Annotated in this window: 22 protein-coding genes and 2 pseudogenes; 15 read left to right on the top strand and 9 right to left on the bottom strand. The window is 58.5% G+C overall.

The window, feature by feature from the left end; all coding sequences use genetic code 11:
* The first annotated feature begins 14 nt into the window (after positions 1 to 14).
* The 11 genes and pseudogenes from ACA067_RS23680 (at position 15) to ACA067_RS23630 (ending at position 9173) form a co-directional block, all read left to right on the top strand.
* Positions 15 to 1541 (top strand): VapE domain-containing protein, encoded by a 1527-nt coding sequence (locus tag ACA067_RS23680; protein WP_497458747.1) that lies wholly within the window; start codon positions 15 to 17, stop codon positions 1539 to 1541.
* A gap of 410 nt (positions 1542 to 1951) precedes the next feature.
* Positions 1952 to 3139, top strand: coding sequence for a tyrosine-type recombinase/integrase (locus ACA067_RS23675; protein ID WP_497458746.1), 1188 nt, complete (start codon positions 1952 to 1954; stop codon positions 3137 to 3139).
* Between the two features lie 244 nt (positions 3140 to 3383).
* Positions 3384 to 3554 (top strand): annotated as a pseudogene (locus tag ACA067_RS23670) (cobyric acid synthase); the annotation flags it as partial.
* 130 nt (positions 3555 to 3684) lie between these two features.
* Positions 3685 to 4206 carry a bifunctional adenosylcobinamide kinase/adenosylcobinamide-phosphate guanylyltransferase gene (cobU, locus tag ACA067_RS23665; RefSeq protein WP_497458745.1) on the top strand — a complete coding sequence of 174 codons (522 nt, stop codon included), beginning with the start codon at positions 3685 to 3687 and terminating at the stop codon, positions 4204 to 4206.
* Entirely contained in the window at positions 4203 to 5258 is a 1056-nt protein-coding gene (cobT, locus tag ACA067_RS23660) for a nicotinate-nucleotide--dimethylbenzimidazole phosphoribosyltransferase (RefSeq protein WP_497458744.1), read from the top strand. Before cobU ends, cobT begins: the two co-directional genes overlap by 4 nt.
* Complete coding sequence (cobC, locus tag ACA067_RS23655) at positions 5255 to 5830, top strand: alpha-ribazole phosphatase family protein (protein WP_497458743.1); 576 nt, start codon at positions 5255 to 5257, stop codon at positions 5828 to 5830. Before cobT ends, cobC begins: the two co-directional genes overlap by 4 nt.
* Positions 5831 to 5832: 2 nt before the next feature.
* Positions 5833 to 6564 carry an adenosylcobinamide-GDP ribazoletransferase gene (locus ACA067_RS23650; protein WP_497458742.1) on the top strand — a complete coding sequence of 244 codons (732 nt, stop codon included), beginning with the start codon at positions 5833 to 5835 and terminating at the stop codon, positions 6562 to 6564.
* A 217-nt stretch (positions 6565 to 6781) separates the two neighbouring features.
* Complete coding sequence (locus tag ACA067_RS23645) at positions 6782 to 7186, top strand: MarR family winged helix-turn-helix transcriptional regulator (RefSeq protein WP_497458741.1); 405 nt, start codon at positions 6782 to 6784, stop codon at positions 7184 to 7186.
* Between the two features lie 52 nt (positions 7187 to 7238).
* Positions 7239 to 8447: an MFS transporter gene (locus ACA067_RS23640; protein WP_497458740.1), complete on the top strand. Its 1209-nt coding sequence runs from the start codon at positions 7239 to 7241 to the stop codon at positions 8445 to 8447.
* Positions 8444 to 8566, top strand: a complete 123-nt coding sequence (locus ACA067_RS23635; RefSeq protein ID WP_497458739.1) for a hypothetical protein — start codon at positions 8444 to 8446, stop codon at positions 8564 to 8566. The genes ACA067_RS23640 and ACA067_RS23635 overlap by 4 nt, the downstream gene beginning before the upstream one ends.
* A 55-nt stretch (positions 8567 to 8621) precedes the next feature.
* Positions 8622 to 9173 (top strand): glutathione peroxidase, encoded by a 552-nt coding sequence (locus tag ACA067_RS23630; RefSeq protein ID WP_497458738.1) that lies wholly within the window; start codon positions 8622 to 8624, stop codon positions 9171 to 9173.
* A gap of 184 nt (positions 9174 to 9357) precedes the next feature.
* On the opposite strand, the pseudogene ACA067_RS23625 reads toward ACA067_RS23630, so the two are convergent.
* The 7 genes and pseudogenes from ACA067_RS23625 to ACA067_RS23595 all read right to left on the bottom strand — a co-directional run.
* Positions 9358 to 9507: pseudogene (locus tag ACA067_RS23625) on the bottom strand (IS3 family transposase); the annotation flags it as partial.
* Positions 9508 to 9849: 342 nt separating this feature from the next.
* A complete protein-coding gene (locus ACA067_RS23620; protein WP_497458737.1) occupies positions 9850 to 10545 on the bottom strand; it encodes a potassium channel family protein in 696 nt (231 codons plus the stop codon).
* The gene (locus ACA067_RS23615; protein WP_497458736.1) at positions 10535 to 11863 is read right to left on the bottom strand and encodes a TrkH family potassium uptake protein; all 1329 of its coding nucleotides are present in this window, start codon (positions 11861 to 11863) and stop codon (positions 10535 to 10537) included. The genes ACA067_RS23620 and ACA067_RS23615 overlap by 11 nt, the downstream gene beginning before the upstream one ends.
* Positions 11864 to 12356: 493 nt before the next feature.
* The gene (locus tag ACA067_RS23610) at positions 12357 to 12575 is read right to left on the bottom strand and encodes a transposase (protein ID WP_497458735.1); all 219 of its coding nucleotides are present in this window, start codon (positions 12573 to 12575) and stop codon (positions 12357 to 12359) included.
* A 245-nt stretch (positions 12576 to 12820) separates the two neighbouring features.
* On the bottom strand, positions 12821 to 14092 hold the full coding sequence (locus tag ACA067_RS23605) for an OmpP1/FadL family transporter (RefSeq protein ID WP_497458734.1): 1272 nt from the start codon (positions 14090 to 14092) through the stop codon (positions 12821 to 12823).
* 145 nt (positions 14093 to 14237) lie between these two features.
* On the bottom strand, positions 14238 to 14723 hold the full coding sequence (locus tag ACA067_RS23600) for a hypothetical protein (RefSeq protein ID WP_150764419.1): 486 nt from the start codon (positions 14721 to 14723) through the stop codon (positions 14238 to 14240).
* A gap of 276 nt (positions 14724 to 14999) precedes the next feature.
* The gene (locus ACA067_RS23595; protein ID WP_007898912.1) at positions 15000 to 15224 is read right to left on the bottom strand and encodes a hypothetical protein; all 225 of its coding nucleotides are present in this window, start codon (positions 15222 to 15224) and stop codon (positions 15000 to 15002) included.
* 998 nt (positions 15225 to 16222) lie between these two features.
* On the opposite strand from ACA067_RS23595, the gene ACA067_RS23590 reads away from it, so the two are divergent.
* A complete protein-coding gene (locus ACA067_RS23590; RefSeq protein WP_497458733.1) occupies positions 16223 to 16546 on the top strand; it encodes a sel1 repeat family protein in 324 nt (107 codons plus the stop codon).
* Between the two features lie 175 nt (positions 16547 to 16721).
* Positions 16722 to 18086, top strand: a complete 1365-nt coding sequence (locus ACA067_RS23585; protein WP_497462838.1) for a DNA recombination protein RmuC — start codon at positions 16722 to 16724, stop codon at positions 18084 to 18086.
* A 126-nt stretch (positions 18087 to 18212) separates the two neighbouring features.
* On the opposite strand, the gene ACA067_RS23580 is transcribed toward ACA067_RS23585, so the two are convergent.
* Both ACA067_RS23580 and ACA067_RS23575 read right to left on the bottom strand, forming a co-directional pair.
* Positions 18213 to 21683, bottom strand: a complete 3471-nt coding sequence (locus tag ACA067_RS23580; RefSeq protein ID WP_497458732.1) for a hybrid sensor histidine kinase/response regulator — start codon at positions 21681 to 21683, stop codon at positions 18213 to 18215.
* Between the two features lie 285 nt (positions 21684 to 21968).
* Positions 21969 to 22508 (bottom strand): TetR/AcrR family transcriptional regulator, encoded by a 540-nt coding sequence (locus tag ACA067_RS23575; protein WP_497458731.1) that lies wholly within the window; start codon positions 22506 to 22508, stop codon positions 21969 to 21971.
* A gap of 90 nt (positions 22509 to 22598) precedes the next feature.
* Here ACA067_RS23575 and ACA067_RS23570 point away from each other — a divergent pair, with 90 nt between their 5' ends.
* Positions 22599 to 23807, top strand: a complete 1209-nt coding sequence (locus tag ACA067_RS23570) for an MFS transporter (protein ID WP_497458730.1) — start codon at positions 22599 to 22601, stop codon at positions 23805 to 23807.
* Between the two features lie 107 nt (positions 23808 to 23914).
* Entirely contained in the window at positions 23915 to 25066 is a 1152-nt protein-coding gene (locus ACA067_RS23565) for a TDT family transporter (protein WP_497458729.1), read from the top strand.
* The last annotated feature ends 26 nt before the right edge of the window (positions 25067 to 25092 follow it).

Genomic DNA, 25092 nt, shown 5'->3' with positions numbered 1-25092 from the left:
TTTTGGAAAACGCCATGTCTACCGCTATTGCTGCGTCCGTTCGATTGTCCATTCTAAATCCCCCTGACGTGTCCTCTACCGCTGAGCACCTCCCAGCGCGTGCTCAAGACGCCTCTGTGGCTGATGCACACATAATCAGTGCCCAACTCTGCGTAGCTAAGCAGCCCGAGATCGGTGGCCCTTCTCCTGATATTCCCCACACCAACCCTAGCGCTCAATTGGCTTCCTTGGCTTCGCGAACGCCTGATCTCAACATGTCAGAAATGCCTGCCTCCAGCCTCGATGCTGCACAACCTTTGGATCCCATGACGTTTCCTAACCCGCCACGTCCAGGCGCATCCTTTCCACCGGCGACCATCCCTAATATCAGCCATTTGATCTCGGCTTATGGCATTACCGTGAGAAGTAATGTCATCACCAAGAAACTCCAGATTAGTCTGCCTAGCCATCTTGGAGCCCCTGATAACGGTGACATCTCGGCCATGACGCAAATCATTAGCTTGGCCACACTCAACGGTATTGCTTACGGTCAGATTTGGTCCTACGTCGAAGCCATAGGCAATAACACACCCTATAACCCCGTTGCAGAATGGATTGAGGGCACGCCATGGGACGGTTTCGATCGACTGCCCTCCATGTATAACACCTTGGTGACGACGGAAGAGTTTCCGGTGTCGCTCAAACACACGCTGGTTAGGAAGTGGTTGCTCAGTGCTGTAGCTGCTGCGCTAAAGCCCAGTGGCTTCAAAGGACGGGGTGTATTGACCTTTCAAGGACCACAAGGAATCGGTAAGACCAGCTGGTTGACGTCACTGGTTCCGGACTCGGGGTTGCGCGATAAGGTGGTCAAGGTGGATCACCATTTGGACCCTAGCAACAAGGACTCCATCCTCGGAGCCATTGTCCACTGGTTTGTTGAAATCGGAGAACTTGACAGTTCCTTCAGGAAAGACGTGGCTCGCTTGAAGGGGTTTCTAACCAGTGACAGCGACAAGGTTCGTCGGCCTTATGGTCGGATTGAATCAGAGTACCCGCGCAAAACGGTGTTCTTTGCCACCGTCAATGACAGCAACTTTTTAGTCGATTCCACCGGTAATAGCCGCTGGTGGACGATACCTTTGATTTCCATTAACTATCAGCACCAGATCGAGATGCAGCAGCTGTTTGCACAATTGGCTGATGAGTTTAAAAAGGGTGCCGAATGGTGGCTTTGCCCATCTGAGGAAGAGCTGCTGGAATCGTGCAATAGCCAGCACAGGACGCTCAGTGTCATACGCGAACTCATGATGGAGGCACTAGATCTGGAGCGCGATGTCAATGTGGGTGACCTGCCCATGACCGCGATAACGCTGCTCAAAACGCTGGGCATTGAACGACCTCATAACTCGCAATGCAAGGAATGCGCATCGATCCTACGTGAGCTATTGGGCCCTCCTAAGAAAATTAAGGGGTCATACAAATGGCGCGTTCCGCTCAAGATTAACCCGACACTCTTACTCCCGAAGACACCTTTAAAATCGGTGAATTTGGATGACTATTGAGGTCATGGGCACTGCCACCTATTAAGTGCTCAGGACTTAGGGGCAAGAGGGGGAGCAGGGGGTAGGACTTTTCCAAGATTTTAGTTAATAGATTTAAAAATCGAAGCTGTGTCGATTTTTGGAATTCATTAACGGCCAATGCCCCATTTTTGCCACCACCTCCTCCCCCCTGATGTCCTTACACCGCTTTTTTATCCCAACGGTTCCCGGCCCAGCCCAGTGCTTGTGGTCGTGGACTTCCTATGCCCTTGAAACACAAAGGAGTTCCGAAGAATAAATGCCGTTTTGTCTGCTATCTGCATCGCTCATAGCGCTTGCCCAGTACTCGCCTATCCCATCAACCCCGTGCTGCAGCCAGCTTTGGGTTGTGGCCTGTCCTTCTTCTACTGCTTCCAATAAGGAACATTCCCATGCCCAACGCAAACCTGGATGCCCACTTTGTCCGCACGGCTATCTGCCCCGAGGGCAAGAGCAAGGTGGACTATTACGACACAACCATCACAGGCTTCATTCTTGAAGTTCGCGCTTCTGGTGGAAAGACGTTTCACCTTCGTTACCGTGACCAGCATGGCAAACAACGCCAACACAAAATTGGTGACTCTAAGTCAATCTCTTATGACAAAGCTCGTCAGGCGGCTCAGGTTTTACGTTCTCGTGTGGTGCTGGGAGAAAGCCCATCTGACGTGCGTAAGGTCAAGCGAACAGTTCCGACGCTGGCTGAATTTGCGAAGGATAGGTACATGCCGTTTGTGAAGGGGGACAAGAAAAGTTGGTCATCAGACGAAAGCTATTTTCGTAACCATGTGCTGCCTACGTTTGGAAATTGCCATCTGGATCAAATAAGCCAGCAGTCTGTCATCGAGCATCACCATGCTATGCGTGCTGAGGGGTATGCGCCCGCGACCTGTAATCGTGTGCTTGTTTTGATGCGTTACATGTTCAACCTTGCGAAGAAATGGAAGATACCTGGAGCTGAAACTAATCCAACCTTGGGAGCTTCGATGTACGAGCTGAACAATGCCCGTGAGCGGTTTTTAACCGCAGAGGAGACGCTGCGATTGAAAGATGCACTGGATGACTGTGGAAATAGTCAGATGAAATACATCGTCCCTTTGTTGTTGCTGACCGGGGCGCGTAAACGGGAGCTGCTTGATGCGTGCTGGGAACACTTTGATCTGGAACGCCGCGTTTGGCGTATCCCGACCTCGAAGTCAGGTAAGCCGAGGTATGTACCTTTATCAAAGGCGGTGTTGGCGATTCTGGAGCAGTTGCCTAAATGGGATGGTTGCCCTTATTTAGTGCCCAACCCAAAGATCAAGCAACCTTTCAAGTCTGTTTTCAGTAGCTGGGATACTGCACGCAAGCAAGCTGGGTTGGCGGAAGTCAGGATGCACGATCTACGGCACAGCATGGCCAGCAATATGGTGAACTCAGGCCGCTCAATCTATGAGGTATCCAAGGTGCTTGGGCACGCTCAGTTGAAGACCACTCAGCGTTACAGTCACTTGTCACAGGAGACCTTGCTTGCGGCAGTGGATGCAGCGGCTAATGCGACAGGTACTATCTGGAGTCCAGCGGAGTCGGGAAAAACTGCGTAAAATCCGGAGCACCTGCTTCGGGACATCCCTGCCGAGCACTCGACATTGTGGGCTTACCCCATTGGGTTGGGTGGTCGGTGGGGAGGTCTATGGCGATTGATTTGAGCAAAGAGTCTACGTATTTGAATTGGCACCAATGGATACTTTCTGTGGTTAGGTGGTCGGTGGGTGAGTGAAAATCCAGGACCAAAAACTGCCGCAACTCCTTGTAAATACTGGGCCGCCGACACTGCTTGGCTCGTTTGGCCTGTTCGAATCGCCGGCGGCCTGCAGTGCGTTGTTGCGTTGGGCGGGTTTGCAGCAAGTGCAGGAAGTAGACTATCACGGGTTGCGTGAGCGGGATATCGAGCGGTTGGCGGATTTGGTGGAGAAGCATCTGGATACCCGGCTGTTGCGTCAGCTCTGTGGTTTTTGAGGCGCCTGTGCCGGCCTCATCGCGGGCAAGCCCGCTCCCACAGGGTTTTGTGTACGACGCAGATCCCTGTGGGAGCGGGCTTGCCCGCGATGAGGCCTGTCGACTCACCGAAGATTTTAAGGAATGAACCATGCTGCAACTGATCCTCGGCGGCGCCCGTTCCGGCAAAAGCCGCCTGGCCGAAAAACTCGCCTCCGACAGTGGTCTGGCAGTGACCTACATCGCCACCAGCCAACCCCTGGACGGTGAAATGAACGAACGGGTGGCTCATCACCGCGCCCGTCGCCCGGCCGAATGGGCGTTGATCGAAGAACCCGTTGAACTCGCCCGCGTCTTGCGCGAAACCGCCAGCGTTGACCGTTGCCTGCTGGTGGACTGCCTGACCCTGTGGATGACCAACCTGTTGATGCTCGAAAATGCCGAACGCCTGGTCGCCGAACGCGAAGCCCTGCTCGAGTGCCTGGCATCGCTGCCGGGCGAGATCATTTTTGTCAGCAACGAAACCGGAATGGGTGTCGTGCCGCTGGGCGAATTGACTCGCCGCTATGTCGATGAAGCCGGTTGGCTGCATCAAGCCTTGGCCGAGCGCTGTCAGCGCGTCGTCCTGACCGTCGCCGGCCTGCCCCTGACTTTGAAAGGAACTGCGTTATGACTCAATCCTGGTGGCTGAACCCGTGTAAGCCGATCGATGCCCAAGCGCTCGAGCAGGCCCGGATGCGTCAGCAGCAGCTGACCAAACCTGCCGGCTCCCTTGGTCGTCTGGAGTCGGTGGCGGTGCAATTGGCCGGGCTGCAGGGACGGGTAAAGCCGAGCCTGGATCAGCTGTGGATCGCGATATTCGCCGGTGACCATGGCGTGGTCGCCGAAGGTGTGTCGGCGTTTCCCCAGGAAGTCACCGGGCAGATGCTGCTCAACTTCGTCAACGGCGGTGCGGCGATCAGCGTGTTGGCGCGGCAACTGGGGGCCACACTTGAAGTGGTCGATCTGGGGACCGTGACGCCGTCGTTGAATCTGCCGGGGGTACGTCACCTCAACCTCGGCCCGGGCACCGCCAATTTCGTGGACGGTCCGGCCATGACTCAGGCCCAGGGCGAACTCGCCTTGCAGGCCGGACGCGACAGTGCGCAGCGAGCCATCGCGGCGGGCGCGCAGTTGTTCATCGGTGGCGAAATGGGCATCGGCAATACCACCGCGGCCAGCGCCCTGGCCTGCGCCTTGCTCGATTGCCCGGTGCTGCATCTGGCCGGGCCGGGCACCGGACTCGACGCGGCGGGCGTCAGCCATAAGGCACGAGTCATCGAGCGCGCGTTGGCGTTGCACGGCGCTCAGTGTGGCGACGTGCTGCAAACCCTGTTCAACCTCGGCGGTTTTGAAATCGCGGCGCTGGTCGGCGCGTATCTGGCATGTGCCCAGGAAGGTATCGCGGTGCTGGTGGACGGGTTCATTTGCAGTGTTGCCGCGTTGGTCGCGGTGCGCTTGAACCCGGATTGCCGCGAATGGCTGTTGTTCGGCCATCGCGGTGCCGAGCCGGGTCATCGCCATGTGTTGGAAACCCTGGACGCCGAACCCCTGCTGGACCTGGGGCTGCGCCTGGGTGAGGGCAGTGGCGCCGCGTTGGCGGTGCCGTTGCTGCGTCTGGCCTGCGATCTTCACGGGCAGATGGCGACCTTTGCCGAAGCCGCGGTGGCGGATCGTCCGGCATGACCTTGCACCTTGATCTCTTGCGCCACGGCGAAACCGAACTTGGCGGTGGCCTGCGCGGCAGCCTCGACGATGCGCTGACCGATAAGGGCTGGGCGCAGATGCGCGCGGCGGTCGTCGAGCAAGGACCTTGGGATCGCCTGGTCAGCTCACCTTTGCAACGCTGTTCACGGTTCGCCGAAGAGCTCGGAGCACGACTGGGTTTGCCCGTGCAATTGGACAAAGATCTTCAGGAGTTGCATTTCGGTGCCTGGGAAGGGCAGAGCGCCGCGACGCTGATGGAGACCGATGCCGAAGCCTTGGGTTTGTTCTGGGCCGATCCTTATGCGTTTACGCCGCCTGAGGGTGAGCGGGTCGAGGATTTTTCGACGCGCGTGTTGGCAGGGGTCGGGCGTTTGCAGGCGACCTGCGCGGGTCAGCGGGTATTGCTGATCAGCCATGGCGGTGTGATGCGTTTGTTACTGGCCCAGGCGCGGGGCTTGCCGCGTGAACAGTTGCTCAATGTTGAAGTCGGTCATGGTGCGTTGTTCTCGCTGGCCATCGGGTCCGACGGCTTGTTAACGGAAGCGAGCTGAACATGCTGCCGTTCTGGATCGCCCTGCAGTTCCTGAGCAGTCTGCCGATTCGTCTGCCCGGCATGCCGGCGCCTCGGGAACTCGGTCGATCGCTGCTGTTTTATCCGCTGGTCGGTTTACTGTTCGGCGTGATTCTTTGGGCGCTGAACGGATTGTTGCTGGGTACGCCGCTGTTGCTGCACGCGGCGCTGTTGCTGACGGTGTGGGTGTTGCTCAGCGGGGCGTTGCACCTCGACGGCCTGGCCGACAGCGCCGACGCCTGGCTCGGCGGGTTTGGCGACCGTGAGCGCACACTGACGATCATGAAGGACCCTCGCAGCGGGCCGATCGCGGTGGTGACGCTGGTGCTGGTGCTGCTGCTCAAATTCGCCGCGTTGCTGGCGTTGCTCGAGCAGCCACACAGCGTTGCCTTGATCATTGTTCCATTGATTGGCCGTGGCGCGATGCTGGGGTTGTTCCTGACTACACCTTATGTGCGTCCCGGTGGTTTGGGGCAGGCGCTGGCTGATTATTTGCCGCGTCGGGCGGGCATGCAGGTGTTGGCGGCGAGTGCATTGGGCTGTGTGCTGGTTGCGGGTCTGAATGGTGTTTTGGCCGTTGTGCTGGCAGCGCTGGTATTTGCCTGGTTGCGGCAGGTGATGCTGCGGCGATTGGGCGGGACGACGGGCGATACGGCGGGGGCGTTGCTGGAGCTGCTGGAAGTAGCGTTGCTAGTGGGCTTGGCTTTAGTCTGATGGGATTGTGGTGAATGTTCTGGCCCTATCGTCGGAACGCCGCCCGGAGCAAGCTCGTTCCCACATTGGATCTTCAGCGGCCATAGCGTTTGTGCTTGACGCCGATCAACTGTGGGAGCGAGCTTGCTCGCGATTGCGATCGACCAGACGCGGCCCAGTTACTGAATAAACCCATCTGTAACTTGATTTAACACACTCGCGGGTATATACACGCACCATGCTTGATTCCCAATGTTTATGCATCAACCTGCGTCGCGCCGCCCGTGGCGTCAGCAGGCACTACGACGGCGCTCTCGATGGCTTCGGGATCAACGTTGCCCAGTATTCTCTGCTGTGCAATCTGCAGCGTCTGGATCAACCGAGTATTTCCACCCTGGCCGAGGCCATGGGACTGGACCGCAGCACCCTGGGGCGTAATCTGCGGGTGCTGGAGGGCGAAGGGCTGGTCATGCTGGTCGAAGGCGCAGACATGCGAAATCGCATCGTCAAGCTCACCGAGGCCGGCGCGGAACGCCTGAAAGCGGCTTTGCCGGCCTGGGAGTCCGCGCAACAGCGCCTGGTGGATCGACTGGGTGCTGAAAAACGCGAAACCTTGTTGAAGCTGCTGGATGAACTGGCTTGAAGCCGGTTTTTCCGATTTTAAGCGGGTATATACCCGCAACTGGAGAACAAGAATGACATCGATGTGGCGTACGTGCGGATGGGTGCTGTTGGGGAGTGCGCTGATTCTCGCGTTGTCTCTGGGCGTACGGCATGGCTTCGGGCTGTTTCTGGCGCCGATGAGTGCCGAGTTCGGTTGGGGTCGCGAGACATTTGCCTTCGCCATCGCCTTGCAGAACCTGATCTGGGGGTTGGCGCAGCCTTTCACCGGTGCGTTGGCCGACCGCTTCGGTGCGGCGAAAGTGGTGGCGATCGGCGGAGTCCTGTATGCCTTGGGTCTGGTGTTCATGGGCCTGTCCGACTCGGCCGTGACCTTGTCGCTCAGTGCCGGTCTGTTGATCGGTATCGGTCTGTCGGGCACTTCGTTCTCGGTGATTCTCGGCGTGGTGGGGCGCGCGGTGCCGCCGGAGAAACGCAGCATGGGCATGGGCATCGCCAGTGCCGCCGGCTCTTTCGGCCAGTTCGCCATGTTGCCCGGCACGCTGGGATTGATCGGCTGGCTGGGCTGGTCCGCGGCATTGCTGGTGCTGGGCCTGCTGGTGGCGCTGATCGTGCCTCTTGTGACTATGCTCAAGGACAAACCGTTGCCGGTCCTCGGTCATGAACAAACCCTGTCCGAAGCACTGCACGAAGCCTGCTCCCATTCGGGCTTCTGGCTGCTGGCGTTCGGTTTTTTTGTCTGCGGCTTCCAGGTGGTGTTCATCGGCGTGCACTTGCCGGCTTATCTGGTGGACCAGCATCTTCCAGCCACCGTCGGTACGACAGTGCTGGCGCTGATCGGGCTGTTCAACATCTTCGGTACCTACACGGCGGGCTGGCTCGGCGGGCGGATGTCCAAGCCGCGCTTGCTCACCGGTCTGTACTTGCTGCGGGCGGTGGTGATCGGGTTGTTCCTGTGGGCGCCGGTGACGACGACCAGCGCCTATCTGTTTGGCATGGCGATGGGTTTCCTGTGGCTGTCGACAGTGCCCTTGACCAACGGCACGGTCGCGACCTTGTTCGGTGTACGAAATCTGTCCATGCTCGGCGGGATTGTGTTCCTGTTCCACCAGCTCGGGTCGTTCCTCGGTGGCTGGTTGGGTGGGGTGGTGTATGACCGAACCGGGAGTTACGACTTGATCTGGCAGGTAGCGATTCTCTTGAGCCTGTTGGCCGCCGCCCTGAACTGGCCGGTGCGTGAGCGGCCGGTGGCGCGCCTGCAAACCCGGATGAGTGCGATATGAACAGGCTCTGGCCGCGGATTGCGCTGACGGCCGTCGGCGCCTTGCTGCTGACCCTGGCATGGTGGGGATGGCATCAGGGCGGGTTGGCCTTGATGCAGTTGGGCATGGGTGCTTGCTAGCAGGATGTCAGGGCGAGTAACTTCGTTTTTGACGAACTCTCAAGGATGCACCGACATGCTGATGCGCTGGTTGGCAGTTCCTGCGTTACTGGTAGCGTTTACCGGGTTGGCTCAAGCGGCAGAGTGCCCGGACCTTTTGCAAGGTTCGCTGCCCAAGCTGCGCGCCAAGGAATCCATTGACTTGTGCCAGCGCTTCGCCGGCAAGCCGCTGGTGGTAGTCAATACGGCGAGCTTCTGTGGTTTCGCTCCGCAGTTCAAAAGCCTTGAGGCGCTGAATCAGCGTTACAAGGATCAGGGATTGGAGGTGATCGGCGTTCCGTCCAATGACTTCAAGCAGGAGTCCAAGGATGGCGCAGAGACCGCCAAGGTCTGCTACGTGAACTACGGCGTGACCTTCACCATGACCGAGCCGCAAAAAGTCCGCGGCGACGACGCGACCCACCTGTTCAAGGTCCTGGCCAGACAAAGCAGTGCGCCAAAGTGGAATTTTTACAAATACGTGGTCGATCGCCAGGGCAAGGTGATCGCCGATTTCTCCAGCCTGACCAAGCCTGACGACCCGGAATTCATCGAAGCCGTGGAGAAAGCCCTGGCTTCGCAACCCTGATCGACCCCCCGCTGTAGGAGCTGGCTTGTCGGATCGCCGCACCGCAGCGAAAGCGGTGTATCAGTCACCGTTAATGTTGGATGGAATATCGCCTTCGCTGGCAAGCTGAACTGGTCAAGTAATCCCGGACACCGGTCACGGTGAAGCACTACATCAATCCCGGAGTGCATGTTCGAAACGCTGTCGCCATGTGTAGCGCCTTGCTAACCAGGTTGGCGTCATTGACCAGAGAAAATGCCCAACCAATGACCCGGCGAGCAAACAAGTCGATCACGATGGCCAGATGAACCCAGCGCTTGCCTACCATCAAGCTGGTAACGTCGCCACACCAGATCTTCCCGGCTTTCGCTGTGCAACTCGATCACTTTCCCTCTGAGTTCTTCGCGTCTGATCCTTGGCTTGGCGCGCCGCTGAATCCACTCATAAAAACTGCTGCGCTTTACATCGAAAACGCGGCACAGGATGGCGGTCGGGAATGACTTGCGCAATTGCATGGACTTGACCACCCATTTGCATTGCCACTGACCAGTCAATTGCATTCGTGCTGACCAACCGTTTGCATTCGACTTAACCAGCACGCGCCGTAGTGACGACCGGCCGAGAACGGCCAGAAGCGCACGCACAGATTTATCGAGGCCAGCACGACTCACGCGGGGCCACCAGGAGGCCCCTCTGATCATTTTGAGCGGCTCGCAAATTTCTGAATCAGATGAGTCGAGCCAGAGACGATGAGTAGATCGCCCGGCAGGATCAGGGTGCCAGGTGTGGCATGCTGGAAGTCTTCGTTGGCGCGCTTGAGTCCTACGACCGTTACGCCATATTTTTCACGAATATTGGCGTCGGCAAGTGTGTTGTTTTGAGTCGGCAGCGGGGCGTGAATTTTGGCGATTGCAAAGCCGTCATCAAACTCGATGAAATCAATCATCCGCCCGGTAATGAGGTGCGCGACACGTTCCCCCATATCCGCCTCCGGGTAGACAACGTGATGGGCGCCAATACGCTGAGCAAGATGTCCATGTTCGGCAGTCAGTGCTTTGACCCAGATATCCTGGATGCCCAGTTCGGTCAACGCCATGATGGTCATCAGGCTGGCCGCCAGGTCGGTACCGATCCCCACGATGGCATGGGCAAAGTCGGCAACGCCCAGTTGGCGCAAGACCGTGATGTTGGTGGAGTCGGCCTGGACTGTGTGAGTCAAGAGATCAGCCCAGTCATGGACAGGTTCAGCATCCCTGTCGATGCCCATGACGTCATGGCCCAACCGCATCAACGATTGGGCCACAGAACTGCCGAAGCGACCGAGGCCGATCACCACAACGCTATCGCCTTTGGAAAAAGAAAACTGCTCCGTAAACAGAAACTTAGCCAACAATTGGATGCTCCTCTGGATAGCGATAGGGCATGCGGTGCTCGCCGAGGGCCAGTGACGCCGCAAGCGTGATGGTGCCGACCCGCCCGACATACATCAGCAGAGTTAGCATCAATTGGCTCGACTCAGGTAGATTGCCGGTGATTCCGGTGGACAGGCCGACCGTGCCAAACGCAGAGATGACTTCGAATATGACCTGGTCGGTGGGGAAATCAGTTTCGCGCAAGATGAACAGCGTCCCCAACACAATCATGGCGCTGCCAAGCATGAGCACCGTGATGGCTTGGCGTTGCGCTGAGGCGCCGACTCTCCGGCCAAATGCCTCACTGTCACTGTGACCTCGAATTTCAGCAATAATCAGTATGGCCAGGATGGCGGCGGTACCGACTTTGACACCGCCAGCGGTTCCCGCGCTACCGCCCCCCACAAACATCAGGAAGTAGTGTATTGCCCAACTCTCTTGGGTCAGCGCGCCGATATCAATCGAGTTAAACCCGGCTGTACGTGCAGAAACAGAAGCAAATGCCGCCGAGAGAGCTTTATCGGCAAAGGGCATGGGGCCGAGTGTTGCCGAGTTAGACCACTCAAACACCAGCAAAGTGAAAAAACCGCCCAGCAGCAGTATTGCCGTGCCAATCAGAGTGAATTTGGTATGCAGTGACCAATGGCGGGGATCGTTGAATCTGCGACGCAAGTCATGCAGGACGGGAAAGCCGATACCACCGATAACAATTGCGGTCATGACCGGTAGCAAGATAAATGCATCTGTGGCATAGCGCATCAGGCTGTCCGGATGGATGGAGAAGCCCGCGTTATTGAATGCCGATACGGCATGAAACAGACCGCTCCACGCCGCTTCAGCCCATGGCAGGTCATAGGCCAGGTGTAATCGGAGGGTGAGCGACAGGGCAATAATGAGCTCCAGGGCAAATGTCACCACAAGCACGAGTTTGGCCACGCTGGCAATGTCGCCCAACCTCAATGAACGTGACTCGAACTGGGCAATCATTTTGGTGCGCAGACGAAAGGAGCTATTGACCATCAAGCCCAGCAAGGTCGCCACAGTCATCATGCCGAAGCCGCCTAGCTGGAACAGCAGCAGAATCACCGACTGACCAAAGGTTGACCAGTAAGTACCGGTGTCCACCACTACCAGCCCGGTAACGCATACGGCCGATACCGCTGTAAAAAATGCAGTCACCCAGGGCGTAGCACTACCTTCGGCGTGGGATATCGGGAGCATCAGAAGGGCGCTGCCGACGAGTATTGCGGCCAGAAAAACCAGAGCGACAGCCCTGGCTGGATGAAGCAATGATTTCATTTAACGGTCGCCAGCAAGGTCGGGAGGCATGGGCGAGAGCTTACGCGCATCGAGGGCCGCTTCTCAAAATAGGTACAACCGTAGCTCACAGGCACGGTAAATTCAGCCGTATTCCAGCACACAACCCTGCATGCTGGGCGCGAACCCGGGAGCAAGAGGCTCTTTTCTGCGAGAGCCGATTCAGGTGCGGGATGCTACCCCAGATTCAATATCTACATGTATTGCACGGCTGACTGTGGGGCGAAAATTTACTATTTCTTTACACGCCGTCGGTCCCTTTGTATCAAAGCTTTATGCCAATCACTCAAAAAGGTGATAGCCATGTGGGAGGCCCGGAGGCAGGTGGGGAAGCGCGGACAACAAAAAATCCGTACGGCTTTGATTTATCTATGTTTTACGGATTTTTCGGGTCTTCCTGGGAAGACAAATTGGTCCGGGGTAATTTGAATCAGTTTGGTAAGTTATTGATCTATAACATTAATAATTTTAATTTTTAGTTGGAATACCAATTGGAATATTGCACTCCACTTGACCACCCGTTTGCAACCGGCTGCCCCTTTTGTTCCTTGCGAACCTGGTCGACCCACCGTCGTAACGCGGTGGCACTGATGTCCAGCGACGCGCAGACTTCCTGGACCGAACAATCGTCATCAATCAACATGCTAGCCGCACGATGCTTGAACTCGCGGGAATAGACCTTTCTTTCTTTCATGGAGCCTCCAAATTGGCGAAATCATATCGCCCTTAAGAGGTGTCCGGAATTATTAGGCCAGTTCAGCTTGCCAGCGAAAGCGGTGTATCAGTCACCGTTAATGTTGGATGGAATATCGCCTTCGCTGGCAAGCCAGCTCCTACAGGGGGGGGGCGATCACCGTCCAATAAAAAGCCCCGCCTCTGTACAAGAGCGCGGGGCTTTTTCAATTCAGGCGGCGAGGGGTTCAGGCTCGCCGAGAATCATCAGAAACGGTAGGTCGCGCCTACACCGAAACCATTCGCATAGTTTTCATACTTGGCGTCGTAGGCCTGGCGGCCGTTGTTGTCGTTGACCTTGACCGACTCTTCACGCAGGTACGAATACGCCACGTCGATGGTCAGGTCGTCGGTTGGGCTCCAGCCAGCACCGAGGCTGAAGATTGTGCGATCGCCAGTCGGGATGCGTGGGGAGCGGTTTTCGTTGTTGGTCGGCGCCTGGTCAACGGACAGACCGGTACGCAGTACCCATTGCTTGTTCAACTGGTAGGACGCGCCAATAGCGTGAGCCCAGGTGTCGTGCCAGTTCTGCTCTTCGGTGATGGTGCCGAAGCCGCGTGCGGCCAGAGCGGCAGGAACGCCTTCGTTCTCGACGGAGATTTCTTTCAGGCGACTCCAGCGAGTCCAGGTGCTGCCTGCGTAGAGGGTCCACTGGTCGTCCAGTTTGTGGGTAACCGAGAAGTCGACCGATTCAGGGGTAGTGATGTCCAGCGAAGCGTCGAACTTCTGGTTCGGGTTCTGACCCAGGGCGCCGAGGAGGCCGTAGTTGACCTTGGTATCGCCATCAAGCTTGTACTTCACTTTCGAGTGGTAGGTCAGGCCGACGCTGGTGCTGTCGGTGGCTTGAACCAGGATACCCACGTTGTAGCCCAGCGCCGTATCGTCACCCTTGATCTTGACTTCGCCATCCGGCGCGCGCGGGTCGAGCGACAGGTTCGATTCCAGCTTGCCGTCGATGCGGTTGATGGTCGGGCCGAAACCGATGGAAACCTTGTCGTTGAAGGCGTAGCTGACGGTTGGCTGGAGGGTGACGATCTTGACTTCGCTCTTGCTGCCGAAGTAACGGCCGGCAAAGCCGTTCTCGTAATCGGTCACCAGGCCGAATGGAGCGTACACGCCGATGCCGAATGCCCACTGGTCATCGATTGGCTTTACGTAGTAGCCCATGGGCACGCCCATGAAAGGGACCATGTCACCTTTGTTGGTGCCACCATTTGGACGGGAGCTGGCATCACTGATGTCAGTGTGTGCATCGATAAATGCAACACCGCCGGTCACTTGTTCGCGTTTGAGGCGAGACATGCCGGCAGGGTTGCCAAAAATGGTGGATGCGTCGTCGGCAGAAGAAGATCGCCCGGCAAAACCTGTACCCATCCCGCTGATGCTTTGTTCGTTGAGGGCGAAGCCACTTGCAAAGATCTGGGTGGATGCCAAGGCAACGGCGAGGCTAATGGTGGTTTTGAGCATTACTTTTTTCATTATTAGAACTCCTGGTGATCACCGGGGCGAAAATTACCAAGAATTTCGTCCGGGCGCTATAGCCTGTAACGCTTGATTTAGAGCGGTTTTGTAGGACAATCCGACCAGATTCGCGACATGTTGCACGATCTTTCGAAAAGGAGGGTCAGCAGGCAACCTGATTCAGCGGTGAAACACAGGTTTGCCAGGCGAAGGTGAAGTCACGCAGGCGTCCTTGAGGTTGGAAAGTCTGGCGCCAGATGCGCGCCATTCCCATCAAGTCGTCTGCAGCTTCGGGGAGCGGAGTATTTTGTTCTTCTACCAGCAGCCAGGCGATGGCGGTGGCGTAACGCAGGTTGACGGTCAATTCCAGGTGCGGGCTACTGAGAAATGCATGCTGGCTGGCCAGGCCGCGAACCAGGCTGGCGCGTTCCGGGTCCAGTGCCAGGTAGTGGTCCCAGAGCGCCTGGTGGCGGAGTTCGGCAATTCGGTACAGGCCGTGTCCACGGCGGTCATGCAGGGCGGAACCCAGGGCAGACTGGCTGGCGGCAATGCCCAGCAGCAGGGATTCGGCAGTTGCGCTATGGCGCCCGAGGTAAATCAATGTCGGACGGATCACATAACGGCACAGTTCGCTGGCAGCGATACCCATAACACCCTCGAAACGCGAAGTAGTCGGCGAGTCCTGAAGGGGGCCTTGGCAGCAGTGGATCGACTCAGGCTCGCCGGAAGCGGAACAGGCCGCTTGAGTTGAAGTGTAGTGTCATATTCGCGCTGTAAAGGACTGTTTTTAAAATATTTCCGGCTTCGAGTTATAACCTTTAGACCGGTTAGTGCTTAGGCAGTGGCGACGTAATGGGAAATATCGGGCAATAAAAAACCCTGCTTTTTGAGCAGGGCTTTTACGGTTCTCAGTCTTACTGGCGTATCAGGCAACCAGTGCCTGACGGGTACGCTCGATCACGGCCTGCAGCGGCTCGGCGCTGGAGTATTGATCGGGGTACAGGCGTTCGCTGTGACGGGCGATGCCGTGTTCGTTGACCAGGGTGAAGCTGAAGCAGCCTTTGCGAGCGGCCATGATCAGGCAGTTCATCGGTGCAAAAGCGTTGGTCAGGGTGCGGATAGCATCCTGGGTGTGGATTTGAGTAGACATAGTCATTGGGTGTTCCTACAAGCGACACGGATAAGAGCCGTGCAAAATTAAAACGTTCCAGTGACGACGACCACCGTTGGTCGAACGAAGAACCCGACTGGAACAAAGCAGCCAGTTTGAAGCGCTGATAATTGGCGCGCTTGGGCTGGCAGGTAGGTACTTAGGAGGGCAGGCAACACATCAAGGGCAAAGGTTCTGGGCCCGGGGTGAAGATCCTGATCAATTTGCAGGTTGGTTCGGTCAGAGTAAGTGAACTTCGCAACACCCTTTGCTTTCGATTCAAAGGCTGTGTTGACGTAAGGATTACCTGGAAACCATCGAGGTGGTCGATCCCGCTTTTTCGGTAGAGGCTTCCTGGGGGAAGGTTGACCGGGGGGAGTGTTCGACCAGAATTGACTTTCAGCTTGGTACTAACGCCGCGGATAGTAACGGATTGGTTTGACAAAGGGAAGTGTCCTGGCAAAAAAGATGCCTGCAATCGCTTTTTCCGCCTTGCGAGTCGGGCATCAAGAGAAGCTCAAGACCGGCGATCTCGCTCTGTAATAGCACAGATTCCGACAATCGGTTGCCGTCGTTCGTCGAGTTTGCACTGGCCTGGATCACGGGTTTGCCAGGGTTTTATCCCCAGGACTGACACGAAAATGCTCCGAAAAAACGCACCGATATAACTGCCTGAAAGGTACTTGTGCACATCAGTTGCGCGGGCTGTCACCCCACTGTCATCTTGCCTTCAACCCTGGTGGGTGCCTGTATCCAAAATTTAAGTCAATGAAAAACATCGCTTTTTTTTACTGGTGAAAAAATCGTCAGTTTGACTGCGGGCCCCATTCCATAGGGCTTTGCGAGAGTTCAAGGGCGGTTGTCCACTGAGTTATCCACAGCTTCTGTGGATTGTCCCGAGCGCTTGCTCTAGGACGGGCGTGCTGGGTTTTTTAGGCTTTACCTGTAGGAAAAAAAGAGTAGAGTGGCGCGCCTTCCGATCTGTCCCACAGTGCTTTATGAAGTTTCGCTCAGTATCAATCTCAGTAACTTCCACACCCGCCAGTGTTACCCCGCCCAAGCGTTTTTCGATGCGCGTGGCCGAGTGGTTGCTGGACAGCCCGCGTCTGGGTGAAAACACCAACGTTAAACACTTCGCCGGACGTTTGCTCAAGCAACCGGCCCGTGACGGCGTCGTCGCCGCGCAAAGCCGTCTCGGCCAGTTGATGTGCCGCGAGTGCGGCAATGCCCGGGATCGCCGAATCGGTCAGGACCTGCTGCGCCAGGCTGCGCGGGCAGGGGATCGACGCGCCCTGCAGGAACTGGGTCTGATCGAAGACTGAGCTGTCCAAGACCTGACGCCTTGGTTAACCTTCAAGTTTTATTGAATTGGCAGGAGTGGCTATGGCTATGGACTTGACCAGCGCATTGCTCGGTCTGGCGGGTGCTGCGCTGCCGTTGCTGGTATTGGCCTGGCAATTACAGCGCCGGGCGAGCGCCATGCAGTCAGAAGTCGCCTTGCTGGAAGAGCGCCTGACTACGGCCCATCTGGCCCAGGATGGACTGAACGCCCAACTCGAAGCCTGCCGCGATGAAATTGCCGATCTGGGCCAGGCCAACACCGCCCGGCAAGCGGACCTGGCCGCCGTGCGCCGTGAAGTCGAACTGCTGCAGATCGAGCGTGACGACGCCCGCGATGCCGCCCACGCCTGGAACCTGGAACGCGCCGGCAAAGAAGCCGAGTTACGTCGTCTGGACGCCCAGACCGCCTCGCTCAACGCCGAGCTGCGTGAGCAGCAGGAAAGCCATCAGCAGCGTCTCAGTGACCTGCAAGGCTCGCGAGACGAGCTGCGCGCACAGTTTGCGGAGCTGGCCGGCAAAATTTTCGACGAGCGTGAGCAGCGTTTTGCCGAAACCAGTCAGCAGCGTCTGGGGCAGTTGCTGGATCCTTTGAAGGAACGCATCCAGTCCTTCGAAAAACGCGTGGAGGAAAGTTATCAGGCCGAAGCCCGTGAGCGTTTCTCCCTGGCGAAGGAGCTGGAGCGGCTGCAGCAGCTGAACCTGCGACTGAGCGATGAAGCAACCAACCTGACCCGGGCCTTGAAAGGGCAGAAGACCCAGGGCAACTGGGGCGAACTGATTCTTGAGCGGGTGCTGGAACATGCGGGCCTGGAGAAGGGGCGCGAATACCAGACCCAGGTCAATCTCAAGGGCCCGGACGGTGAGCGATTCCAGCCGGACGTGATCATTTATCTGCCGGGCGACAAGCAGGTGGTGGTCGACTCCAAAGTCAGCCTCACGGCCTATCAGCAATACGTGGCGGCCGAAGACGATGCCATCGGCCAGATCGCCATCAAGCAACATGTGCTGTCGCTGCGCAATCATGTCAAAGGCCTGTCCGGCAAGGATTACAAGCGGCTCGACGGTTTGCACAGCCTGGATTTCGTCTTGCTCTTCGTCCCGATCGAAGCGGCGTTTTCCGCAGCGTTGCAGGCTGAGCCGACGCTGTTTCAGGAGGCTTTCGACCGCAATATCGTGATCGTCAGCCCGACGACGCTGCTGGCGACTCTGCGTGTCATCGACAGCCTGTGGAAACAAGAGCGCCAAAGCCAGAACGCCAGGGAAATCGCCGAGCGAGCCGGGTGGCTGTACGACAAGTTCGTGTTGTTCATTCAGGATCTGGATGAAGTCGGCAATCGCTTGCAACAACTGGACAAGGCCTACAGCTCCGCGCGCAACAAGCTGACGGAGGGGCGTGGCAACCTGGTGAGTCGCAGTGAGCAGCTCAAGTTGCTGGGGGCGCGGGCGAGCAAGAGCCTGCCGGCAGATCTGCTGGAGCGGGCGATGACGGATGTGGATGGCCTGGCCGAGTTGCCGGAGTAAAGATCAAAAAGATCAAAAGATCGCAGCCTGCGGCAGCTCCTACGGGATCGGGTTTGCACGCGGTCAATGTAGGGGCTGCCGCAGGCTGCGATCTTTTCGGGGGCGACACCGCTCCCAAATATCACACTACAACGGCAAATGCCGACTCAACAACGCCCGCAACGCCGCCGGTTTCACCGGTTTGGCCAGGTAATCCAGCCCGGCTGCATGCACCTGCGCCACCATTTCGGGTCGCCCGTCGGCACTGATCACCACGCCCGGCACCGGTTCGCCCAAGCGCGTCCGTAACCATGCCATCAGCTCGGTCCCGGTCTCGCCATGGTCCAGGTGGTAATCCACCAGTGCCAGTTGCGGACGCACCCCATCGCTGAGCAGCGCCGCGCATTCATCGCGGTTGCGTGCGGTCCAGACCTGGCAACCCCAGCGTGTCAGCAAGCTGTTCATGCCGATCAGGATGCTGTCTTCGTTATCGATACACAGCACCTGCGCGCCGCTCAATGGTTTGCCGTTGAGTTCGACGACCTTGGTCGGCATCGCAGTTTGCGCCCGAGCCAACGGCACGGTGACGCTGAACACGCTGCCGCGACCCGGCCAGGAGCGGACTTGCAAGGTGTGGCCCAGCACGCGACATAAGCCGTCAGCAATCGCCAGACCGAGGCCAAGGCCTTTCTCGGCGCGGGTCTGGTGGCTGTCGAGGCGTTTGAATTCTTCGAAAATCACCTGCCGCTTATCTTCCGGAATTCCCGGGCCACGGTCCCAGACCTCCAGGCACAATTCGCCCCTGCGCCGCCGAACCCCCAACAACACCGGCCCTTTGCCGTAGCGCAGCGCGTTGGTCAGGAAGTTCTGCAAGATCCGGCGCAACAGTTTGATGTCGCTGTCGACCCGTAACGTACTGCCCCTGACTCGGAATTTCAGCCCCTGGTCCCTGGCCAGCGCCTTGAACTCGGCCCCGAGGGTGTCAAACAACTCATTGAGCACAAATGGCTTGGGATCAGGGTTGATCTTGCCGTTTTCCAGGCGGGAAATGTCCAGCAGGTCGCTGATCAGGTCTTCGGCCGAGCGCAGGGACGAGTCCAGGTGATGCACCAGTTTTTGCGCCTCGCTGGACAAGCCGTCGTCCTGGTGAGTCAGGGCGGCGGAGAACAGCCGCGCCGCGTTCAGCGGTTGCATCAAGTCATGGCTGACCGCTGTCAGGAACCTGGTTTTCGACTGGTTGGCCGACTCGGCGGTGCCCTTGGCTTCGGTCAGGGCCACGTTGAGCTGCGAGAGTTCGTGGGTCCGCTCGGTGACTCGTCGCTCCAGGCCTTCGTTGGCTTCGGTCAGCGCCTGTTCGGCCTCGCGGAACGCGGTGATGTCGGTGAAACTCATGACGAAACCACCGCCCGGCATCGGGTTGCCGATCAGCTCGATCACCCGTCCATTGGGGAACAACCTTTCCGAAGTATGGGCGCGACCTTGTCGCATCCAGTGCAGGCGGCGGGCGACGTGTACTTCCGCTTCGCCGGGCCCGCACAGGCCGCGTTCAGCGTTGTAGCGAATGATGTCGGCAATCGGTCGCCCGACGCTGATCAAGCCGTCCGGATAATTGAACAACTCCAGGTAGCGCCGGTTCCACGCCACCAGCCGCAGTGACTGGTCGACCACGCTGATGCCCTGGGTGATGTTCTCGATCGCGCCTTGCAGCAGGGCGCGGTTGAATTGCAGCACTTCCGAGGCTTCGTCGGCGATCCGCACGACATCTTCAAGTTGCATTTCCCGACCTTCGATGGCTGCCTTCACCACTGCGCGAGTCGAGGAGGCGCCAAGCACACCGGCCAGCAGGCGCTCGGTGTGGGCGATCCATTCACCGTCGGCGTTCTGGTTCGGGTTGTAGCCTTTGCCCTGGCGGTAGGCAAAACGGATGAAACTCTGACGGGCGCGTTCTTCACCGACGAAACGGGCCGCCAATTGCAGCAAATCGTTGATCTGTACCGCCAGCATGGAGCGGGAGCTGGGGCGGGCGCTGATTTCCTGGCCGATGAAGCGACCGGCCTGCCAGTGTTCCGAAACCCGGGTGCGCGACAGCACCGACACCCAGGCAAACAGGGTGAAATTGCCCGCCAGGGACAGCACCACGCCTTGGGTCAGTGGGGTGATCGGCAGGTGCAGCGGATTGCTGTGCAGCCAGGTCAGGCCCGGGAAACTGCTCAAGGACAACCCCAGGCTGTGGGCGGCAATTGGCAGAATCAGGGTGTAGAACCAGAGGAACGTCCCGGCGGCGAGGCCGGCGAATACACCCCGACGGTTGGCCTGTTTCCAGTACAGCGCGCCGAGCATGGCCGGGGCCAGTTGGGTCACGGCGGCGAAGGCAATCTGGCCGATGGTTGCCAGGCTTGCGGTCGAGCCCAGCAGGCGATAGCTGACGTAGGCCAGCAGCAAAATCACCACGATGGTGACCCGGCGCACCGAGAGCATCCACTGGCGGAACACTTCGAACGGCCGCTCGGCGTTGTTGCGTCGCAGCAACCACGGCAGCAGCATGTCGTTGGAGACCATGGTCGACAGCGCCACGCTGGCGACGATCACCATGCCGGTCGCCGCCGAGGCACCCCCGATAAACGCCAGCAATGCCAGGGCCGGGTGAGACTGCGCCAGGGGCAGGCTGATGACGAAAGAGTCCGGCAAGACCGAGCTGGGCAGAAGCATCTGACCGGCGAGGGCGATCGGGACGACAAACAAAGCCGCCAGCGCCAGATAAGCCGGGAACACCCATTTGGCCAAGCGTAGATCCTGGGGGTCGATGTTTTCGACGACCGTCACATGGAACTGTCGGGGCAGGCAGATGATCGCCATCATCGCCACACCGGTCTGGACCACCATCGACGGCCAGTTGATGGTTTCCTTCCAGTATTCCTCCAGGCGTGGGGCGAGCATGGCCTGATCGAACAGGTCGTCGGGACCGTCGTAGAGGCCGTAGGTCACGAACGCGCCGACCGCGAGAAACGCGAAGAGCTTGACCAGCGATTCGAACGCGATCGCCAGCACCATGCCGCGGTGGTGTTCCGTGGCGTCGAGGTTGCGGGTACCGAAGACGATGGTAAACAGCGCCAGCACCAGCGACACGACCAGCGCCGTATCCTGGGCGCGAGTGCCCGTGGCGTCCGCGCCCGCGCCGATCAGCAGGTTCACCCCGAGCACGATGCCCTTGAGCTGTAGCGCGATATAGGGCAGCACACCGACCAGGCAGATCAGCGCCACCACCACGGCCAGCGCCTGGGACTTGCCATACCGCGCGGCGATGAAGTCGGCAATGGAGGTGATGTTCTCCTGCTTGCTGATCATCACCATTTTTTGCAGGACCCACGGCGCGCAGACCAGCAGCAGGATCGGCCCGAGGTAGATCGGCAGGAATGACCAGAGTTGTTCGGCGGCCTGGCCCACGGCGCCGAAGAAGGTCCAGCTGGTGCAATAGACCGCCAGCGACAGGCTGTACACCCAGGCACGCACGCGCGGTGGCAAGGGCGCACTGCGCCGGTCACCGTAGAAGGCGATGGCGAACAGGATGGCCATATAGGCCAGGGCGACGGTGGCGATCAGCCCGCTGGACAGCGTCATGGGAACTCCAGACAAAAGACACCCGGGACTCCCGCCCGGTCAGACAGTCTCGCACGAGCGCCGGCGTTAGTCAGTGTCGACCAAGGTCGTGACGTGGCGGGGTGTCGCACGCTGAGTGGCCGTCAGATTTTTGGTGACTGTGCCGGCCTCATCGCGGGCAAGCCCGCTCCCACAGTGGTCTCTGTGTGGCAAATAGTGTGCACATACAGTGGTCTCCTTTGTGTATGGCAAATAGTGTGCACACCGAAGATCCCTGTGGGAGCGGGCTTGCCCGCGATAGCGGCCTTACTGACTGAACGCTATCTCGATCAACCGACGCAATTCCTCAACCTCCAGCGGAGCTGGCGAAAACAGGATACGAAACACCGTCGGCGCCGCCACCAGATTGATCAATCTATCGACGCCCGGCTTCGGCTGATCGGGATACCGATCCAGAATCGTCTGCAACTGCCCGGCAATGATCGTCGCACAATAAATCGGCAGGGTGCTGCTTTGCACGTCGCGCAGCATGTTGCGCCCGGGTTCGGAGCTCATCTCGTCCAGATACTGCTCCGCCCAGGCCAGCACGTCACCGCGCAAGCTGCCAGTGTTGGCCGGCTCGCTGTCGGGACGCATGCGCGCGAGGGCCACGTCGGCCAGCAGCGCCGACAAGTCACCCCAGCGCCGGTAAATGGTCGACGGCGTGACCCCCGCACGGGCGGCGATTTGCGGGACGGTCACGGTTGAGCGCTCCTGCTCCTGGAGCAGGTCACGAACGGCCGAATGAATCGACTCTTGCACCCGGGCGCTACGGCCACCCGGGCGTAAACCTTCTTTAATAGCCATGCATCCGACCTTAACACAAAGAATTTGCTTTAAGCTTTAACCAGTAGCACACTCCGCAAAAGCAAAAAAATAGCTTTTGCGGAGTGTGTAATGCTCTATTCAACGTCGAACCGTTCTGCGTCCCAGCGTTCCAGCCTGTGTTTTCTGGCGATTACCTTACTCAGTTTTCTCGCGGCTTCCACTGCCCCGACGCCGTTGTATCACTTGTATCAGGAGCACCTGCAGTTCTCGGCAGCGACCCTGACCGTTATTTTCGGTGTGTACGCCATCAGCTTGCTGGTGGCGCTGCTGACGGTCGGTTCGCTTTCGGATCATCTGGGGCGCAAACCGGTGATCTTCACCGCCGTATTGCTTAACGTCCTGGCGATGTTGCTGTTTATCAATGCTGACAGCGTGGCGTGGTTGGTCGGTGCGCGGGTGCTTCAGGGGTTTGCAACGGGAATGGCCACCACCGTGCTGAGTGCGGCGCTGCTGGATACCGATCGTCAGCAAGGGCCGTTGGTCAATAGTGTCGCGCCATTACTGGGCATGGCGTTCGGGGCCATGGGCTGCGGCTTGTTGGCCGAATTTGCGCCGCTGCCATTGCAGTTGACCTATTGGGTGCTGCTCGCGCTGTTCGTGATGCAAGCATTGTACGTCTGGCGCCTGCCCGAAACCGTCAGTCCACAAGCGGGTGCCTGGGCGTCGCTGCGCCCGACCCTGCATGTGCCGATCCAGGCACGATCCACCTTGTGGCGCGTGTTGCCGCTCAACTCCGCCACCTGGGCGCTCGGCGGTTTTTACGCATCGCTGGCACCCTCGTTGGTGCGTACAGCCACGGGTTCGACCTCGAACCTGATTGGCGGCGCGACGGTGGCGGCATTGACGGTGACCGGTGCGTTGATGATCTTCACCCTGCGCAATCGTCCCGCCGCAATGGCGCTGCTATTGGGAGGCACCTTGCTGCCAGCGGGGCTCGTGTTGATTTTGCTGGGGGTGCATAGCGCCAGCCTGGCATTGTTTTTCTTCGGCACTCTGGTAGCCGGTTGCGGGTTCGGCGCCGGTTTCCTGGGGGCGGTGCGCAGTCTGGTGCCGCTGGCGCTGCCCCATGAACGGGCCGGGTTGATGTCGGCGTTTTATGTGCTCAGCTATCTGGCGTTCTGCTTGCCGTCGTTGCTGGCGGGAAACCTGACACGGACCTTCGGCCTGGTGGCAACCACCGATGGTTATGGCGCGGTGTTGATCGTTCTGTCTCTGGGGGCGCTGCTTGGGTTGAAGCTGCGGCGGCCTGTCAACGTCTGTCGCGCCGATGTCGGATGAATGATATATTCATAAAATAGATAACAGTTAGAGATATTACCCGTTATATAGATATTCGATTCGGTTCTACCATGAATTCCACCTCAACAAGAGGACAGGAGTTCGCCATGACATGCCCCAACACCGCTACAGCCGGTTTCAAGCCTTTCAGTCATTTGCAGCACCCGCGTGAAGTCATCCGCCAGTTCACCCCGAACTGGTTCGCCGCCACCATGGGCACCGGTGTGCTGGCATTGGCGCTGGCGCAATGGCCTGGGGCGAGTCCCGGCGTGCACGGGATCGCGCAAGCACTCTGGCTGTTCAATATCCTACTGTTCGTCGTCTTCTGCGCTCTATACACAGCACGTTGGGTGCTGTTTTTTGATGAGGCGCGGCGGATTTTCGGTCATTCAACCGTGTCGATGTTCTTCGGCACCATCCCTATGGGCCTGGCGACCATCATCAATGGCTTTCTGGTGTTCGGTCTGCCGCGTTGGGGCGAAGGCGTGATACCTGTCGCCGAAATACTGTGGTGGCTGGACGTGGCAATGTCCGTGGCTTGTGGAGTGCTGATCCCCTACCTGATGTTCACCCGTCAGGAACACAGCATCGATCAGATGACGGCGGTGTGGTTGTTGCCGGTGGTGGCCGCGGAAGTGGCTGCTGCCAGCGGCGGGCTGCTGGCGCCGCACTTGGCCGATGCGCATTCGCAACTGGTAATGCTGGTTACCAGCTACGTACTCTGGGCCTTTTCCCTGCCGGTGGCATTCAGCATTCTGACCATTTTGCTGTTGCGCATGGCGCTGCATAAATTGCCCCACGAAAACATGGCTGCCTCGAGCTGGCTGGCGCTGGGCCCGATCGGTACCGGGGCGCTGGGCATGTTGCTGCTGGGCGCCGACGCACCAGCGATCTTCGCCGCCAACGGTTTGCCCGGGGTCGGTGAAATCGCTGCCGGGCTGGGACTGGTGGCAGGGATCACGCTGTGGGGTTTTGGGTTGTGGTGGATGCTGATCGCGCTGCTGATCACCGTGCGCTACCTGCGCGCGGGGATTCCGTTCAACCTCGGCTGGTGGGGCTTTACGTTCCCACTGGGCGTGTATGCCCTGACGACGTTGAAGTTGGCCAGCGTGTTGGACCTGAGGTTTTTCAGTGTCTTCGGCTGTGCGCTGGTGGTGATGCTGGCGGTGATGTGGCTGATCGTCGGCAAACGGACGGTGCAGGGCGCGTGGCGGGGCGAGTTGTTCGTCTCGCCTTGTATTGCAGGATTAAAGAAATAACCGCCCAGGATTAGGTAATGTGTGGC

It is taken from the genome of Pseudomonas sp. LBUM1674, assembly GCF_059695635.1.
Note: the sequence above shows the minus strand (reverse complement) of the source record. Positions and strands in the feature narration are given on the sequence as shown.